Origin of the sequence: Pseudescherichia sp. (assembly GCF_031998825.1) — a bacterium.
In the GTDB taxonomy this organism is placed as follows: domain Bacteria; phylum Pseudomonadota; class Gammaproteobacteria; order Enterobacterales; family Enterobacteriaceae; genus Pseudescherichia.
Map to the genome: position 1 here is coordinate 1 of NZ_DAMACX010000019.1, position 15,708 is coordinate 15,708.

13 protein-coding genes are annotated in these 15,708 nt (G+C 60.0%); 2 read left to right on the forward strand and 11 right to left on the reverse strand.

Annotated elements, in window-relative coordinates:
• The 4 genes from RTP97_RS10635 to RTP97_RS10650 all read right to left on the reverse strand — a co-directional run.
• On the reverse strand, positions 1–614 hold a 614-nt coding region (locus RTP97_RS10635; protein ID WP_312413404.1), incomplete at its 3' end, for an acylphosphatase.
• 4 nt (positions 615–618) lie between these two features.
• Positions 619–2,766 carry a formate dehydrogenase subunit alpha gene (fdhF, locus tag RTP97_RS10640; RefSeq protein ID WP_312413407.1) on the reverse strand — a complete coding sequence of 716 codons (2,148 nt, stop codon included), beginning with the start codon at positions 2,764–2,766 and terminating at the stop codon, positions 619–621.
• Between the two features lie 37 nt (positions 2,767–2,803).
• Positions 2,804–3,349, reverse strand: coding sequence for an electron transport protein HydN (gene hydN / locus RTP97_RS10645; protein ID WP_312413410.1), 546 nt, complete (start codon positions 3,347–3,349; stop codon positions 2,804–2,806).
• 133 nt (positions 3,350–3,482) lie between these two features.
• The gene (locus RTP97_RS10650; protein ID WP_312413412.1) at positions 3,483–4,496 is read right to left on the reverse strand and encodes a LacI family DNA-binding transcriptional regulator; all 1,014 of its coding nucleotides are present in this window, start codon (positions 4,494–4,496) and stop codon (positions 3,483–3,485) included.
• A gap of 223 nt (positions 4,497–4,719) precedes the next feature.
• On the opposite strand from RTP97_RS10650, the gene ascF reads away from it, so the two are divergent.
• Positions 4,720–6,168, forward strand: coding sequence for a PTS cellobiose/arbutin/salicin transporter subunit IIBC (ascF, locus tag RTP97_RS10655; RefSeq protein WP_312213614.1), 1,449 nt, complete (start codon positions 4,720–4,722; stop codon positions 6,166–6,168).
• An 18-nt stretch (positions 6,169–6,186) separates the two neighbouring features.
• On the forward strand, positions 6,187–7,611 hold the full coding sequence (locus tag RTP97_RS10660; RefSeq protein WP_312413414.1) for a 6-phospho-beta-glucosidase: 1,425 nt from the start codon (positions 6,187–6,189) through the stop codon (positions 7,609–7,611).
• Between the two features lie 83 nt (positions 7,612–7,694).
• On the opposite strand, the gene RTP97_RS10665 is transcribed toward RTP97_RS10660, so the two are convergent.
• The 7 genes from RTP97_RS10665 to RTP97_RS10695 form a co-directional block, all read right to left on the reverse strand.
• Entirely contained in the window at positions 7,695–10,694 is a 3,000-nt protein-coding gene (locus RTP97_RS10665; protein ID WP_312413415.1) for an RHS repeat-associated core domain-containing protein, read from the reverse strand.
• Positions 10,695–10,874: 180 nt separating this feature from the next.
• Positions 10,875–11,339, reverse strand: a complete 465-nt coding sequence (hycI, locus tag RTP97_RS10670; protein WP_312413417.1) for a hydrogenase maturation peptidase HycI — start codon at positions 11,337–11,339, stop codon at positions 10,875–10,877.
• Positions 11,332–11,742, reverse strand: a complete 411-nt coding sequence (locus RTP97_RS10675; protein WP_312413420.1) for a formate hydrogenlyase maturation HycH family protein — start codon at positions 11,740–11,742, stop codon at positions 11,332–11,334. Before RTP97_RS10675 ends, hycI begins: the two co-directional genes overlap by 8 nt.
• Entirely contained in the window at positions 11,739–12,506 is a 768-nt protein-coding gene (locus tag RTP97_RS10680) for an NADH-quinone oxidoreductase subunit B family protein (protein ID WP_312413422.1), read from the reverse strand. The genes RTP97_RS10675 and RTP97_RS10680 overlap by 4 nt, the downstream gene beginning before the upstream one ends.
• Positions 12,506–13,048, reverse strand: coding sequence for a formate hydrogenlyase complex iron-sulfur subunit (locus tag RTP97_RS10685; RefSeq protein ID WP_312413425.1), 543 nt, complete (start codon positions 13,046–13,048; stop codon positions 12,506–12,508). The genes RTP97_RS10680 and RTP97_RS10685 overlap by 1 nt, the downstream gene beginning before the upstream one ends.
• A 9-nt stretch (positions 13,049–13,057) precedes the next feature.
• Positions 13,058–14,767 carry a formate hydrogenlyase subunit HycE gene (gene hycE, locus RTP97_RS10690; protein WP_312413428.1) on the reverse strand — a complete coding sequence of 570 codons (1,710 nt, stop codon included), beginning with the start codon at positions 14,765–14,767 and terminating at the stop codon, positions 13,058–13,060.
• A 17-nt stretch (positions 14,768–14,784) separates the two neighbouring features.
• Positions 14,785–15,708 (reverse strand): respiratory chain complex I subunit 1 family protein, encoded by a 924-nt coding sequence (locus RTP97_RS10695; protein ID WP_312413431.1) that lies wholly within the window; start codon positions 15,706–15,708, stop codon positions 14,785–14,787.

Consider the following 15,708-nt stretch of genomic DNA (forward strand, 5'->3'; position numbering starts at 1 on the left):
GCCACCGCCGCCCTCAAGGCCGCCTCTCCTGCCAGCGTCTCGCCCGCCGCATGCCACGTCAGCTGCGGACCGCAATCCGGGCAGGCCACCGGCTGGGCGTGAAAGCGGCGATCCGCCGGATTGCGATACTCTGCCTCGCAGGCCGGACAGAGCGGAAAGGCTGCCATCGCGGTCTGCGGGCGGTCATAGGGCATAGCGCGGATAATGGTCACCCGCGGCCCGCAGTGGGTGCAGTTGACGAAGGGGTAGCGATAGCGGCGATCCGTGGGATCGTTCATCTCCGCCAGGCAGGCCGGACAGGTAGCCGCATCCGGCACGATCTGGGTATCCATTCCGCCCCCCGCGCTGGGCAGAATAGTGAACGTCACAGGACGCTGCGGCCAGTGAAACGGCACGGCGTCGGTCTGGTCGATGCGCGCCAGCGGCGGGCAGGCCTGCCGCATCTGCGCCATAAACCCGGCCTCCTCTCCCCAGAGCCGCACCACCACGCCCTGCCCGTCGTTGCAGACGTCGCCGGTACGCTGGAGCCGCTGCGCCAGCTGCCAGACAAAGGGGCGGAAGCCCACCCCCTGCACTTTGCCGCGCACGCGGATAAGGACGCCGCTCCCGCTCATGCCCCTACACCGCCGCGTCACGCAGGCGGGTTTTCATCGCCTGATAGGTGGTCTGGGTATAGCTTTCCGCCCAGGGCTGATCGGCTATCGCGCTGACCTTCACCGCGCAATACTTGGTCTCCGGCGTTTTGGAGATGGGGTCAAGGTTGTCCTGGGTGAGCTCGTTGCAGGCCCCAATCCACCACTGGTAGGTCATGTAGACGCTGCCGCGATTAATGCGCTCGTTCACGTCGGCACGGCTGATCACTTTCCCGCGTCGGGACTCAACCCACACCAGCTGCCGGTCATGAATACCGAGCGCCTGGGCATCGTCCGGGCTGATCTGCACAAAGCCCGGCTCGTCGGCGAGGGTTTGCAGCGCCGCGCAGTTGCCGGTCATCGAACGGCAGGAGTAGTGGCCCACCTCGCGCACGGTGCAGAGCACCAGCGGGAAGTCGGCGTCCGGCACTTCGGCAGGCGCGCGCCACTGTGCCGCAAACAGGTGCCCTTTGCCGTCAGGGGTATCGAACCTGTTGCCCTGGTATAGATAGGGCGTTCCCGGATGATCCAGGGTTGGACAGGGCCACTGCACGTGCCCCATATCGCCCATCTTCTCGTAGGTGACGCCGTAGAAGAGCGGGCACAGCTCGCGCAGCTCATCCCAGATCTGCTGGTTGCTGTCGTAATGCATCGGGTAGCCCATCTCGGTGGCGATCAGGCTGATGATCTCCCAGTCGCGCTTGACGTTGTACTGCGCCTCTACCGCCTTCTCGAAACGCTGGAAGCCGCGATCGGCGCAGGTAAAGACGCCGCCGTGTTCACCCCAGGAGGTCGCGGGCAGCAGAACATCCGCCTGCTCGGCGGTTTTGGTCATAAAGATATCCTGCACCACCACGAAGTCGAGGGCCTCAAAGCCCTTGCGCACCAGACCCAGGTCGGCTTCGGTCTGGAGCGGATCCTCACCCATGATGTAGTAGGCTTTGACCTTGCCCTCCAGCGCCAGGTGCGGCACTTCTGTAATGCGCACCCCGACCTGGTCGTCCATATCCGCAGCGTTAATCCCCCAGGCCCTGGCGAATTTCTCCCGCACCGCCGGATCCACCACGTCCTGGTAGCCAGGGAACTGGTTGGGGATCACCCCCATATCGCACGCCCCCTGGACGTTGTTCTGCCCGCGCACCGGCCCGACGCCGACGTGCTCCCGGCCGAGGTTGCCGGTGAGCAGCGCCAGGCTCGCCAGGCCTTTCACCACGTCCACCGCCTGGCCGAACTGGGTAACGCCCATGCCCCACATGATGGTGGCCGACGGTGCTGCGGCGTAGGTGCGCATCGCCTGACGGATCTGCTGGGCGCTGACCCCGGTCAGGTGCTCAACCGCCTCGGGCGCATAGTCTTTAACCACCTCACGATAGGCATCGAGGCCGCTGGTAAAGCTGGCTACATACTCTCTGTCGTACAGCTCCTCCTCCAGCAGCACGTAGCCAAAGGCGTTGACCAGCGCCATATTGCAGCCGTTGTTGATCTGCAGATGCTGATCGGCAATGCGCGCGGTTTCGATCCGGCGCGGATCGCAGACGATGATCTTCGCCCCGTTCTGTTTAGCTTTGATCACCCGGCGGGCAACGATCGGGTGCGAGTCGGCGCAGTTGTAGCCGAACACCAGCAGGCAGCGGGAGTGTTCAATGTCGCCGATGGAGTTGCTCATCGCCCCGTTGCCCAGCGCCTCCTGCAGGCCCGCTACCGATGGGCCGTGACAGACCCTGGCGCAGCAGTCGACATTGTTGGTGTGCAGCACGCCGCGAGCAAACTTCTGCATCACATAGTTGGTTTCGTTGCCGGTCCCGCGCGAGGAGCCGGTGGTCATGATCGCCCGGCCGCCGTGCTGGGCCTTGATCTCCCCCAGCCGCTTTGCGGTGTAGCGAATGGCTTCATCCCAGCTTACGGGCGTTAATTTGCCGCCTTTTTGGTAGCGGATCATCGGCTGGGTCAGGCGCGGCGTCAGGAGTTTCGTATCGTTAAGGAAATCCCAGCCGTAGTAACCCTTCAGGCAGAGCTGATTCTGGTTGGTGACGCCTTCCGCCGCTTCGGCACGAATAATTTTGTTGTTATCGACCACCAGCTTCAGCTTGCAGCCTGCGCCGCAGTAGGGACAAACGCTCGTAATTTTTTTCATCAGTAACAGACCTGTTAAAAGTTGAAATACTGTTCAGTTAAAAGAGAAGTGAGGCCGCGGTATCGAGGGCCGCACGGCGGCGTCTCTCGGCGCTGAGCTGCTCCAGACGTGCCCTGTCGACGCAGACCAGCGCCTCGGTAGGACAGACCTCCATGCAGGCGGGGCCCGCCTCGCGGGTGTGGCAGAGGTCGCACTTGTTGGCCTCGGCTTTCTCCGCCCGCACGTTCAGGCCCGCGCCGCTGTTGCGGACCACCGGGCGCACAACGACCTCCATCGCGCCATAGGGGCAGGCGACCACGCAGGTTTTGCACCCGATGCAGCGCTCCTGCATGACGTTAACAAAACCTTTGTCCCGGCTGATGGCGCCATTGGGGCAGACGTTGGCACAGGGCGCGTCCTCGCACTGACGGCACAGGGTTGCGGTAGAGACGTTCACGCCTTTAATAACGTGAATACGCGGCAGGAAGCTGTCGGGGGTTAAAGAGGCACAATCCTGTTGCGCCTGGTGGGAGACCACGCAAGCAACTTCACAGGTACGGCAGCCAATACATTTACTGGCGTCGGCCATGATGAAACGGTTCATCAAATTCTCCAGCATTAACGGTAGTGTGCCGGAGTATTCACGAATCGTGCCAGAGTTTATTGTCTTGATTTATAACGCTTTTAAAACAAGAGAAAACTGTCATCGACACTTGTGACGATGACAGCTGTCGACGTCAGACGTGCGGACCGTGGCTAACGGAGCCGCGCAGGATCAGCTCGCCGGTAAAGGGTGGCTGGGTCGTGAACTCCCCGCCATCAAGCATAAAAATAAGGCGGTTGATGGTCTCTTTGATCATCTCCGTTACCGGGATTTTGACGCTGGCCAGCGGCGGGACGGTATAGGGGGCGATGGCAATATCATCGAAGCCAATCACCGAGACCTGCTCCGGGACGGGAATGCCGCTGCTGTGCAGCTGGCTAATGGCGCCAATCGCCATGTCGTCATTGCTGGCTACCAGCGCGCTGAAGCGCACCCCGCGCTCCAGCAGCGTCGCCACACCTGCCGAGCCGCTGGCAGGCGTCCACTTCCCCTCGACAATCAGCTCGTTACGCACCGCCACGCCATGGCGCTCCAGCGCCTCTCTATAGCCGGAGAGACGCTCGTTGCCGGTAGGCGAGTCGAGAGAGCCGGTGATAAAGGCGATATCCCGATGCCCCTGGGCCAGCAGCGTCTCTACCGCCGCCAGGCTGGTGCTTTTCTGGTCGCAGTAGACGCAGTGGCTGCTGTTTTTACGCAGCCGCCGGTTGAGCACCATAATGGGTTGGGTGTGGCCGTCGATGATCGTGTCGATCTCGTCGACGCTGAGAAAGCGCGGGTAGATCACGATCGCATCGCAGCGTAGATCGAGCAGATACTGGATCGCCTGTCGCTCCTCCTCGGCGCTGTGCTTGCCGTCGGCGAGGATCAGTTGACGACCGCGATCCTCCGTCATCCGCGCCGCGTGAAACAGCAGCTCGCTGAAGTAGACCCCGTGGTAGAGGGTGTTGGTCACCACCAGCCCGAGGGTCTGGGTGGTTTTCGCCGCCAGGTTACGCGCCAGCAGGTTAGGCCGGTAGCCGCTCTCCTCGATCGCCTTGAATACGCGCTCCTTGGTCTCCTGGCCAACGTAGCCGTTGCCTGACAGCACGCGGGATACCGTCGCCTTCGATACCCCTGCCCGCTTCGCTACCTCCAGCATCGTGGTCATATGTGCTTTCCTTTCATTTGCATATCCGCAGTTTACTGCACCCGACGTGGATTTGCAGCGCTTTGCCTGGCGGCGATCATGGTGATCGCCCTCACGGTTCTAAACATCCGCCATTGAATATAAAAATGAAACTCAGCATGATTTTGTGGAACCGGTTTCCTACATCACGTCTCACTGCTCGCGGTGCAGTCGTAACCCCCTACTAAAACAGGATAAAAATCCGATGGCCAAAAACTATGCCGCGCTGGCGACGACCGTGGTCACCGCGCTGGGCGGGGCGGATAATATCGCCGCCGTCACCCACTGCATGACGCGCCTGCGTTTTGTGGTGAAAGATGAGACGCAAATCGACAGCGCCACGCTGAAAAGCACTCCCGGCGTGATGGGCGTGGTGCGCAGCGACAGCCAGTGCCAGGTGATCATCGGTAATACGGTGTCGCAGGCCTATGCCGAAGTGGTGCGCCTGCTGCCGGCCGATATGCAGCCGGTGGCAGACACCGGGCCGCAAAAGCTGACCCTGCGGCGCATTGGCGCGGGCATTCTCGACGCGCTGATCGGCACCATGTCACCGCTGATCCCGGCGATCATCGGCGGCTCGATGGTCAAGCTGCTGGCGATGATCCTTGAGATGACCGGCGTGCTGGAGAAAGGCTCCTCCACGCTGACGATCCTCACCGTGATTGGCGACGGCGCCTTCTTCTTCCTGCCGCTGATGGTAGCGGCCTCGGCGGCGGTGAAGTTTAAAACCAACATGTCGCTGGCCATTGCCATCGCCGGGGTGCTGGTGCATCCGAGCTTTATCGAGCTGATGGCGAAAGCGGCCCAGGGCCAGCAGGTGGAGTTCGCCCTGGTTCCGGTGACAGCGGTGAAGTATACCTACACGGTGATCCCGGCGCTGGTGATGACCTGGTGCCTCTCCTGGATCGAACGCTGGGTGGATCGCATCACCCCGGCGGTAACGAAAAACTTCCTTAAGCCGATGCTGATCGTGCTGATCGCCGCCCCGCTCGCCATCCTGCTGATCGGGCCGATCGGGATCTGGATCGGCAGCGCCATCTCCGCGCTGGTCTACACCATTCACAGCTACCTGGGCTGGCTGTCGGTGGCGATCATGGGCGCGCTCTGGCCGCTGCTGGTAATGACCGGCATGCACCGCGTCTTTACCCCGACCATCATCCAGACCATCGCCGAGACCGGCAAAGAGGGCATGGTGATGCCGTCCGAGATTGGCGCGAACCTGTCGCTGGGCGGCTCGTCGCTGGCGGTGGCGTGGAAAACCAAAAACCCGGAGCTGCGCCAGACGGCGCTGGCGGCGGCGGCCTCGGCCATTCTGGCGGGGATCTCCGAGCCTGCGCTCTACGGGGTGGCGGTGCGCCTGAAGCGCCCCCTGGTCGCCAGCCTGATCAGCGGCTTTATCTGCGGCGCGGTGGCCGGGATCGCCGGGCTTGCCAGCCACTCGATGGCTGCACCGGGACTTTTTACCAGCGTCCAATTCTTCGACCCCGCTAATCCAATGAGCATTGTCTGGGTCTTTGCCGTGATGGCGCTGGCGGTGGTGCTGTCGTTTGTGCTCACCCTGCTGCTGGGCTTTGAGGATCTGCCCGTCGAGGATGAGGCAGCCAAAGCGCGTGCGTTGCAGGCAGCAAAACCAGCGGCAGCGGCCAGAGCCTGATTTAACAAGAGGTAAATTATGTCTGTATTTCCAGAGGGATTTTTATGGGGCGGCGCACTGGCCGCCAACCAGTCGGAGGGGGCGTATCGCGAAGGCGGCAAAGGGCTGACCACCGTTGATACCATTCCGCACGGCGCAAACCGTCTGCCGGTCAAGCTGGGCCTGGAGAAGCGCTTTACCCTGCGCGACGATGAGTTCTACCCCAGCCACGAGGCGATCGATTTCTATCATCGCTACCGGGAAGATATCGCCCTGATGGCGGAGATGGGATTCACCGTGTTTCGCACCTCTATCGCCTGGGCGCGCCTCTATCCCAACGGCGACGAGCTGACGCCTAACCCTGAAGGGATCGCCTTCTACAGGGCAGTATTTGAGGAGTGCCGGAAGTACAACATCGAGCCGCTGGTGACCCTGTGTCACTTCGACGTGCCGATGCATCTGGTTCGCGAGTACGGTTCATGGCGTAACCGTAAGATGGTGGAGTTCTTCACCCGCTACGCCCGCACCTGCTTTGAGGCGTTCGACGGGCTGGTGAAGTACTGGCTCACATTCAATGAAATTAACATCATGCTGCACAGCCCCTATTCAGGCGCGGGGCTGGTGTTTGAAGAGGGTGAAAACCCGGAGTGGGTCAAGTACCAGGCGGCGCACCACGAGCTGATCGCCAGCGCGCTGGCCACCCAAATTGCTCACGAGGTGAATTCAGACAACCAGGTCGGCTGTATGCTGGCGGGCGGTAACTTCTACCCCTACTCCTGCAAGCCAGAGGACGTCTGGGCGGCGCTGGAGAAGGATCGCGAAAACCTGTTCTTTATTGACGTTCAGGCGCGCGGAGCCTACCCGGCGTGGACGGGACGCATGTTCCGCGAGAAGGGGATTGCCATTGAGATCCTGCCCGGTGACGAGGAGATCCTCAAGCACACCGTCGATTTTGTGTCGTTCAGCTACTACGCCTCCCGCTGCGCCTCGGCGGAGATGAACGCGGGCAACACCAGCGCGGCCAACGTCGTCAAATCGCTGAAAAACCCGTACATCGAGGCCAGCGAGTGGGGCTGGGGTATCGATCCTCTCGGCCTGCGCATCACCATGAACATGATGTACGACCGCTACCAGAAGCCGCTGTTCCTGGTGGAAAACGGGCTGGGGGCGCGGGACGCGTTCGATGCTAACGGCGAGATTAACGACGACTACCGCATCAGCTACCTGCGGGAGCATATTCGTGCCATGGGCGAGGCGGTGGCGGACGGCATTCCCCTGCTCGGCTACACCTCCTGGGGCTGCATCGATCTGGTGGCGGCCTCAACGGGGGAGATGAGCAAGCGCTACGGCTTTGTCTACGTTGACCGCGACGACCATGGCAACGGCACGCTGGACCGCGTCCGCAAGAAGTCGTTCTGGTGGTATAAGAAGGTGATCGCCAGCAACGGGGCGGATTTAGAGTAGGTTTTCGCCGGGCGGCGCTGCGCTTGCACCGGCCTACGATCCTGTAGGCCCGGTAAGCGTAGCGCCACCGGGCGTTATGGCACTTATATTGCCGCAGGGGTTTTAGGATGAAGCCAATTACTTATTCTGTTGAATAAAGAGATGAAAGGCCGAGTCACCGCTTTTTTCAAAGATTGCAAGAAACTGGTGTGCTTCCTGGCTGATGCCGGAGCCGCCGCAGGCGCCATGACAGGTGCTGCCACTGGAGCAGCCACAGGTATTGCTGCTGGAAGAGCATTATTAACAGCGGAAGGTGGCTCATATGTTTTAGAGTATGGAGGGACTATTTCTTGCCATCCAGCGGCAGATACTATACCTGCGCCTATATTATTTACTGTTTCACTAGCTTTATAATTCATATCTCCAAAATGGCCCGGATCTTTATCCATACCAACTTCTCCTTGCCCACTATGCCAGTGATCTCCGACTTTCTTTGTGGGATCTAATGGGTCGTCTAATGCTGATAACTGCTCTACCGGCATAGAGGGTTCGTAGCCTAAACTGTCTGCATATCGAGCCAGCGCATTATATTGCGCTTTTAATTCAATAGAGTGCTCGTTGTAAAGCATGCGCACTAAGAAAAATGCATCTTCCGCGCTGGTCGCTACTCCCAAATGTAAAAGGCGTGACGCCAGGAAAATACCCGTTCGCCCCGTTCCACCCCAGCAATGGGTGGCTACACCTCCCTCCATGCTGTGGAGATCAATCAGTCTGTTATACTCCTTCAACTGCTCCACTGAGGGGGCATGCCAATCTTGAAGCGGTAGTATAATATGTCTTATACCCTGCCTATGCAGCGCTGCTTTTGATGATTTGTAATCTTCTAATTCTATTGAAATAACAGTTGTAATGCCTTGATCTTTTAAATATCTTGCGCTTTCGTCAAGGTTTGGGTTTTCAGAAAACAGAGCCATACCCGCAAAATTAAAATATCCTGCGCCTGGGTTTTGTACCCATTGAAAACCGTTTGGCTTTATACCTGCCAGCCCATAGGCATCGGATAACGTCGTCGGGTTATTGAATACAAACCTGAAGAGATTCAAACCGTTGACTTCACCAGCCGGATCGGATGCCGTCCAGCGGCAGAGCCAGGGCGCATAGTACCGATAGCCATAATAATAGAGTCCGGTAGCGTCCCGCTCATGACCTGAATAGCGAATGAACTTATAACCCGCCTCTGTTTCACGCTCGGTTGTCCATACCGCCGTTCCACCATAGGGGTAATACTCTTCCCGACTGATGAGCTGACCGCTGCCGTCCAGCTCCAGCTGTAAAGAACCGATATTGTCATCTACGCTATAGCGCGGTTGGTCATTATCGATACCCGATGGCAGCCCCGTTACCCAGTGCAACACTCGAATTTGACTGCGGCCCGCCTGCGTCGTCACGACTTCCAGCTGTTCACTGAATGCCGGGACGCTGGCATTGCCATCAGTTACCGTTTCCTGCCATGTATTGCGCAATTCAAGCCCCGCGAGATAGCGCACATCATTCACCGTCCACAAATTGCTGCTTGCATTGGTTAATATTCGCGTCTGTTTGCGTACTCGCGTTCCGCCCCGGTATTGGTACACTTCACGATCGCTCTGGCGGAGGTCATCATTACGGTTCACCAGCGTGACCGAATGTAGCTGGTGATTATAATCCCACTGCAAGCTGTCAGTGGTATCACTGTCGGGGGTGCCAGTTTGCAACGTTCTCAGCTGTCCCGCCGAGGTAAACCAGCTGTTTACATCGGCCGGCGTTAGGCTTTTTTTGCTGTCCTGACGGATGCTGCGGTTAGATGTACTGTCTATTACCATACCCAGCGTACTGGCTACTGCGCCGCTGTGCGTCAGGGTATCCAGGTTGCCGCTGTCATCGTAGTAGTATGTCCGGGTGTAGGCGACGTACTGGTCATCGGGAGCAGGAAGCGCATTATTTTGCGCGCCCTGGGACGCGTTTTCCCGCCCGCTAGCGCTAATGAGCTGGTACAGGGCATCATAGCTAAAGTGTCGAGTTCCGTTAGTCGCCTGATTGCGAAACCAGGCCGTCGGTACTGTTGCATCGCTCACCAGAGAGAGGTTACCCACGGGATCGTATTGGTATGACAGCGACTGGAGTAGCGTACTATCGCTGTTGCGTAGTGCCGATATTCCCTGCAAGCGCTGGGTCGTCGCTTCGTAGCTGTAAGATGTCGTCACGCCATTCCCAGCGGCTTCCGTCAGTACCTGGCCCGCAGCGCTAAAGGTGAGGGAGGTTAACAGCGGAACAGCCTGCTGGCCGTTCAGCTTCAGGCTCTGCGTCACCGGTGCGCCACTGATATCGTAGGTTATTTTAATCGCATGTCCCGAGGCATCCGTCTGGCATATCGTGCGGGCCAGCGCATCGGCCTGCACAATAGTGGTGTAGGCGGTTGTCTCAAGCAGCGCGCTTTTTCCCGTCTCATCTTCCGGCCAGTCAGGCAGCGTCTCCGCGTCCGCAAGAAAAGTTTGTGAGGAAGAGAGAAGCGCACCGCTGAGGGCCATGCTGTTTGTGGTCAACAATCCCCCTTCGTCGTACTGCCGCACGCAGACGCCCCGCAGATTATTATCCTGCGGGGCTACTGTCTGCGGATCGTCATCGCCGTAAACGAACGTGGCGGAGGTGATCGTCTCCTCCGTTCCGCTAAGCTGCTTTTTCGCAGACAGCATCCGGCCTAGTTCATCGTAAGACCAGCCCATTTCGTTCTCCAGCGGATCCCAGGACCAGACTGAGCGTCCTCCAGCATCAAATACGATAATGTCCTGGCCGCTATCCGTACTATCCCGACGCAGAGACTGTCCTACTAACGAACTAAAGGTGGTCAGGTTCGCTCCTGCTCCGCTATTGTTTTGCCAGGTTTGAAATAGCCGCGGATCCCTGACAGCAAGTGTAAGCATGCTGTCAGGGATCTGGCTATGGGTAACCTGCAGGCAAGCATCTGGCCCCTCCTCCGTACGGTTCCAGTTCAGGGTGCGCACGGTGACGCTGCGATTATCGCTAACGGTAATCACAGGGGTGCCGGTAAAAATATTTTCTGGCATAAGGACATTCCTAATCATTAATTACGTGCAGCGATCTTTTGTATGCCGTCGTGAAGCAGTGAAGGCGCTTATTAAAGACCAATAATTAGTAGTACTTTCCTTATCCTAATATTTTTACCAGCGCTTAAATGTGCTTTTAAAATTCACTTCTGCACAGAAAAGTTATTCTCGGGCTGCGAATTAATCGCAGTCCAGCGCCGCAAATCCTCCCTGCCCCTGCCAGCCGTCAAGCCGCTGATACACCGTTTCCACTGCCTCTTTAACCGGCGGCGTCATTGGATAGTAGAAGCCGACGATATCCGGCTGGATGCCAAGAAAGATCGTCTCACCCACATCCTCTTTGAGCTGATCCACCAGGTAGTTCAGGGGCATATTGTGGGTGGTCATCATAAACAGATCGGCGATGTCGTCGGGATCGACAATACGGATCTCACCGGGGTTGAGTCCCATGTCGGTAGCGTCGACGATCAGCAAGCGATCCGGGCGCAGCTCGCGGATCGCCACCACGTCATTCTCCGGCGCGCTGCCGCCATCAATCACCTGCCACGTGCCCGGCTGCCGGGCGGCGCACATCTCCGCCAGCAGCGGGCCTGCGCCATCGTCCCCCATCATGCTGTTGCCTACGCAGAGTAAAACGTCAATCACGAACTCTCCTCACCATCAGATAGATGGCGCTCTCCTGATGAATATCATGCAGCATGCTGAGCAGCACGCGGCTCCACGTCTGCTGCTCTGAATTTTGAATCGCCAGCGCCCGGTCAAAGGCGCTTGCCAGCAGCGAAATATGCGAATGGTCGATGACAATCTCGCCATACTTCGGTACGCCCGCCATCTTGCGCCGGGCAGTGCTCCCCTCCTCCAGGGTGGCGATCCACGCCAGGTAGTCGTCCCACGGGCAGGTCAGCGCCGCCTCCAGACAGTCGATTACCCCCAGGTGGTGACCAATGGCGAGGCTGTAGTAGACCACCTGCTGCGCCTCGGCGGGGGTCGCATCGTTCTCATCGATAAACTTTCGGCTCAGCTGGCTGAAAACCACGGATTCACTCATGAGATCCGCGCCTCATCGACGACGGCGTTAAGGTGCGCCACAATCTCGTTCAGACGCGGATCGTCCTCTGCCGCCAGCCAGCGCGCCACCTGGTTCTCCCCCAGCGCCCGCAGGCGCAGGTAGTCGTCAGCGATCTCGCGACCGTAGCGGTAGCCCGCCAGCCGCCGCGCCTCGCGATCGACACGCACCCGCAGGGGCTGGACGATATCCTCATGCAGCAGCGCCGCCGGCTGGTTGTCCTCTTCTCCCGGCAGGCGAGCGTGAATTTTCTGCTCCAGCAGACCCAGCGCCATGGCAAAGCCGTAGAGCGTTGCGGCGGGCGTCGGCGGGCAGCCGGGAATGTAGACATCCACCGGCACGATTTTGTCGGTGCCGCCCCAGACGCAGTAGAGATCGTGGAAGATGCCGCCGCTGTTGCCGCACGCCCCGTAGGAGATGCAGATTTTCGGATCGGGAGCCGACTGCCAGGCCCGCAGCGCCGGGGAGTGCATCGCCCGGGTCACCGCTCCGGTGAACAGCAGAATGTCGGCATGGCGCGGAGAGGGCACAACTTTGATGCCGAAGCGTTCGGCGTCAAACAGCGGTGACAGGGTGGCGAAGATTTCGATTTCGCAGCCGTTGCAGCCCCCGCAGTCGACGCGGTAGACGTAAGCCGAGCGCCTGATCTTTTTCAGCAGCGAGGCCTTCATGCTGGCGATGGACTCCTCCACCGTCATCGGCACGGGAATGCCGTTGGCATCGCGCGGCCCGAGTAAATTGTTCATCAGCTGGCCTCCTGCATATGGCGAGTAAGTTCAATGCGATCGGACGACACTAGGCACTTCTGCCGCTTGCACGCCGGACAGGTTTCGAAGCCTTCGCGGTGATGTTCCGCCCGGCTATCGCCGTTATGCGCCAGCAGCGCAATGGCATAGTCGATCTCTTTCTGTACCGCAAAAGGCCGCTCGCAGACGCGGCAGTGGCACAGGTCAAAGCGCGACTGCTGTAAAAAATCCTCTTTCCTCCACACCGCCAGCTCATACTCCTGAGAGAGGGTAATCGCCGCCGTAGGGCAGACCTCCTCGCAGCGCCCGCAGAAGATGCAGCGCCCGAGGTTAAACTGCCAGGCCTGCTCGCTGCTCGCCAGCAGGGTCTCTACCGACAGGGCATTAGAGGGGCAGGCGTTGACGCAGGCCGCGCAGCCAATGCACTGGCGGGGATCGTGCTGCGGCTTGCCGCGAAAGTGCTTATCCACCTCGATGGGAGCCAGCGGATAGGACGCGGTCGGCGTGCCGGTTTTGATCGCTTTTTTGATAAAGGTAAACATGGCGACTCCTTATTTCAGCGGCGAGTTTTTACGCTCGATGCCGTAGCGCTCAAGCTCTTTGTAAGGCACGACCTTGCTCTTCTTCTTGCGCACGTCCACCACCGTCATACGGTCGGTGCAGGAGTAGCAGGGGTCGAGGCTGCCGATGATCAGCGGTGCGTCAGAGACGGTGTTGCCCCGCAGCATGTAGCGCAGGGTCGGCCAGTTAGCGTAGGTCGCCGCCCGACAGCGCCAGCGGTAGAGCTTCTGGTTATCCCCGGTCATGCTCCAGTGGATATCATCCCCGCGCGGCGCTTCGGCAAAGCCAAGGGCGAAGCGGTTAGGGATATAGGTGAAGCCCTCCACCATCAGCGGGCCGCCGGGCAGGTTATCCAGCCCAAACTCGATCATATTCAGGGCAGTGAGCACCTCGTTAATGCGCACCTTGAGGCGGGAGATAACGTCGCAGCCCTGCTCGCTGTGCACCTCTACCGGCAGCAAGCCGTAGCCGACAAAGGGGTGATCGGCGCGGGTATCCCGGGCGTGGCCGCTGGCGCGCACCATCGGGCCGACGTTGCTGAAGTCGCGGGCGATCTGCGGATCGAGACGGCCAATGCCCACCGTGCGCTGCTCGATATTCGGCGTGCTCATCAGCACGTCCACCAGCTCCTGCACGTCGCGGCGCATCTGGCGGGCAAGCTGCCGGGTCTGGATCATGTCATCCTTCAGCATGTCGCGACGAATGCCGCCGATCAGGTTCAGGCCGTAGGTTTTACGTGCCCCAGTGAGGATCTCCGCCATCTTCATGGAGGTCTCACGCACGCGGAAAAACTGCATAAAACCGGAGTCGAAGCCAACGAAGTGGCAGGCCAGGCCGAGGTTCAGCAGGTGGCTGTGCAGGCGCTCCACCTCCAGCAGAATGGCGCGGATCATCTGGGCGCGCTCCGGCACCGCGATGCCCATCGCGTTCTCTACCGAGGTGGTATAGGCGGTGCTGTGGGCGAAGCCGCAGATGCCGCAGACGCGATCCGACAGGAAGGTCACCTCGTTGTAGCCCATGCGGGTCTCCGCCAGCTTCTCCATGCCGCGATGGACGTAGAAGAGGCGGTAGTCGGCGTCGATAATGTTTTCTCCATCGACGAAGAGGCGGAAGTGTCCCGGCTCGTCAGAGGTGACGTGCAGCGGGCCGATAGGCACCACGTTGTTCTTTTTGCTGCCCAGCTCGTTGATGAACTCGTAGGTCTCGCTGTCGGTGGTCGGCGCGGGACGCTGACGGTAGTCCATGCTGTCTTTACGCAGCGGATAGAGTTCATCCGGCCAGTCGTCCGGCAGCACCAGCCGACGCTCGTCCGGCAGGCCAACCGGGATCAGGCCGTACATATCGCGTACCTCGCGCTCGCCCCAGACGGCGGCAGGCACGCGCGGCGTGACCGACGGGAACTCCAGCGTGTTGGCATCGACCTCTACGCGCACGGTGATCCAGCACTTAGTGCCCTGCTCCATCGACAGCACGTAGTAGACGGCATAGCGGCCGCAGAGCTGGCGCTCGTCATTACCAAACAGCACCGACAGCCAGCCCCCCTGCTGGTAGTAGAGATACTCCACCACCTCCGGCAGGGCGTTCACCTTCACGGTAATGGTCAGCTGATCGCGGGTCTGCCAGGCCTCATCCAGCACCGCGCCGGGAATCGCCTGGTGCAGCGCCGCCAGGTAGTGCTGACCCAATTTTTCTTCAGACATGTTCAAACTCTCTTTCATCACGCCGCCAGCAAGGAGACGAAGGCTAAAAATGCCAAGCCAAACCCGGCCCAGGTTACGCGGGAGGCCGCGCAGAAGCGCAGCCGCGCCATGCTGTTCTCAAACAGGGCGATAACCAGCACGCCCAGCACCAGCTTGACGACGGCCACCGCCAGCGCCAGCAGCAGGCCGCCCGCGCTAAAGGTCACCATCTGCCCCCACGGCAGGAAGAGGCCGACAAACAGCTGCAATACCACCAGCTGCTTGAGGCTGATACCCCACTTCAGCAGGGCAAAGCCATAGCCGCTGTACTCGGTTAACGGGCCTTCCTGCAGCTCCTGCTCGGCTTCGGCGAGATCGAACGGCAGCTTGCCCATCTCGATAAAGGTGGCGAAGGCGCAGGCGCAGAGCGCCAGCAGCAGCGGAATGCTGCGTGCGGCGGGCCAGGACCAGAGCGTGGCGGTCATAGCGCTGATGTGGGTCGACCCCGCCACCAGCGCCACAACCCACAGGCCGAGAAGCAGGATCGGCTCCACCAGCACGCCGAGCATCGCCTCGCGGCTGGCTCCCAGGCCGGTAAAGGGGCTACCGGTATCGAGCCCGGCGATAGCAAAGAAGAAACGGGCAATGGCGAAGAGGTAGATCAGGGTGATGAGATCCCCCAGCGCCAGCAGCGGAGAGGCCACGGTCACCACCGGCAGCGCGGTGGCGATGGTCAGCATCACGCCGATCATCACAAACGGCATCAGGCGGAAGACCCAGCTGGCATCCGCCGGGGCGACGCTCTGACGGCCCAGCAGCTTGATCAGATCCCGGTACTCTTGCAGTACCCCAGGCCCACGGCGATTGTGCAGACGGGCGCGGGCTACGCGGCTTATCCCGGACAGCAGCGGCGCAAAGGCAAAGAGCACCAGCGCCTGAAGTAACGGATAGAGAACGCTCAT

Bases quoted from the DNA above. Each gene is read 5' to 3' on its own strand.
- fdhF (WP_312413407.1), bottom strand. From the start codon at position 2,766: ATGAAAAAAATTACGAGCGTTTGTCCCTACTGCGGCGCAGGCTGCAAG.
- hydN (WP_312413410.1), bottom strand. From the start codon at position 3,349: ATGAACCGTTTCATCATGGCCGACGCCAGTAAATGTATTGGCTGCCGT.
- RTP97_RS10650 (WP_312413412.1), bottom strand. From the start codon at position 4,496: ATGACCACGATGCTGGAGGTAGCGAAGCGGGCAGGGGTATCGAAGGCG.
- ascF (WP_312213614.1), top strand. From the start codon at position 4,720: ATGGCCAAAAACTATGCCGCGCTGGCGACGACCGTGGTCACCGCGCTG.
- RTP97_RS10660 (WP_312413414.1), top strand. From the start codon at position 6,187: ATGTCTGTATTTCCAGAGGGATTTTTATGGGGCGGCGCACTGGCCGCC.
- RTP97_RS10665 (WP_312413415.1), bottom strand. From the start codon at position 10,694: ATGCCAGAAAATATTTTTACCGGCACCCCTGTGATTACCGTTAGCGAT.
- RTP97_RS10675 (WP_312413420.1), bottom strand. From the start codon at position 11,742: ATGAGTGAATCCGTGGTTTTCAGCCAGCTGAGCCGAAAGTTTATCGAT.
- RTP97_RS10680 (WP_312413422.1), bottom strand. From the start codon at position 12,506: ATGAACAATTTACTCGGGCCGCGCGATGCCAACGGCATTCCCGTGCCG.
- RTP97_RS10685 (WP_312413425.1), bottom strand. From the start codon at position 13,048: ATGTTTACCTTTATCAAAAAAGCGATCAAAACCGGCACGCCGACCGCG.
- hycE (WP_312413428.1), bottom strand. From the start codon at position 14,767: ATGTCTGAAGAAAAATTGGGTCAGCACTACCTGGCGGCGCTGCACCAG.
- RTP97_RS10695 (WP_312413431.1), bottom strand. From the start codon at position 15,708: ATGAGCGTTCTCTATCCGTTACTTCAGGCGCTGGTGCTCTTTGCCTTT.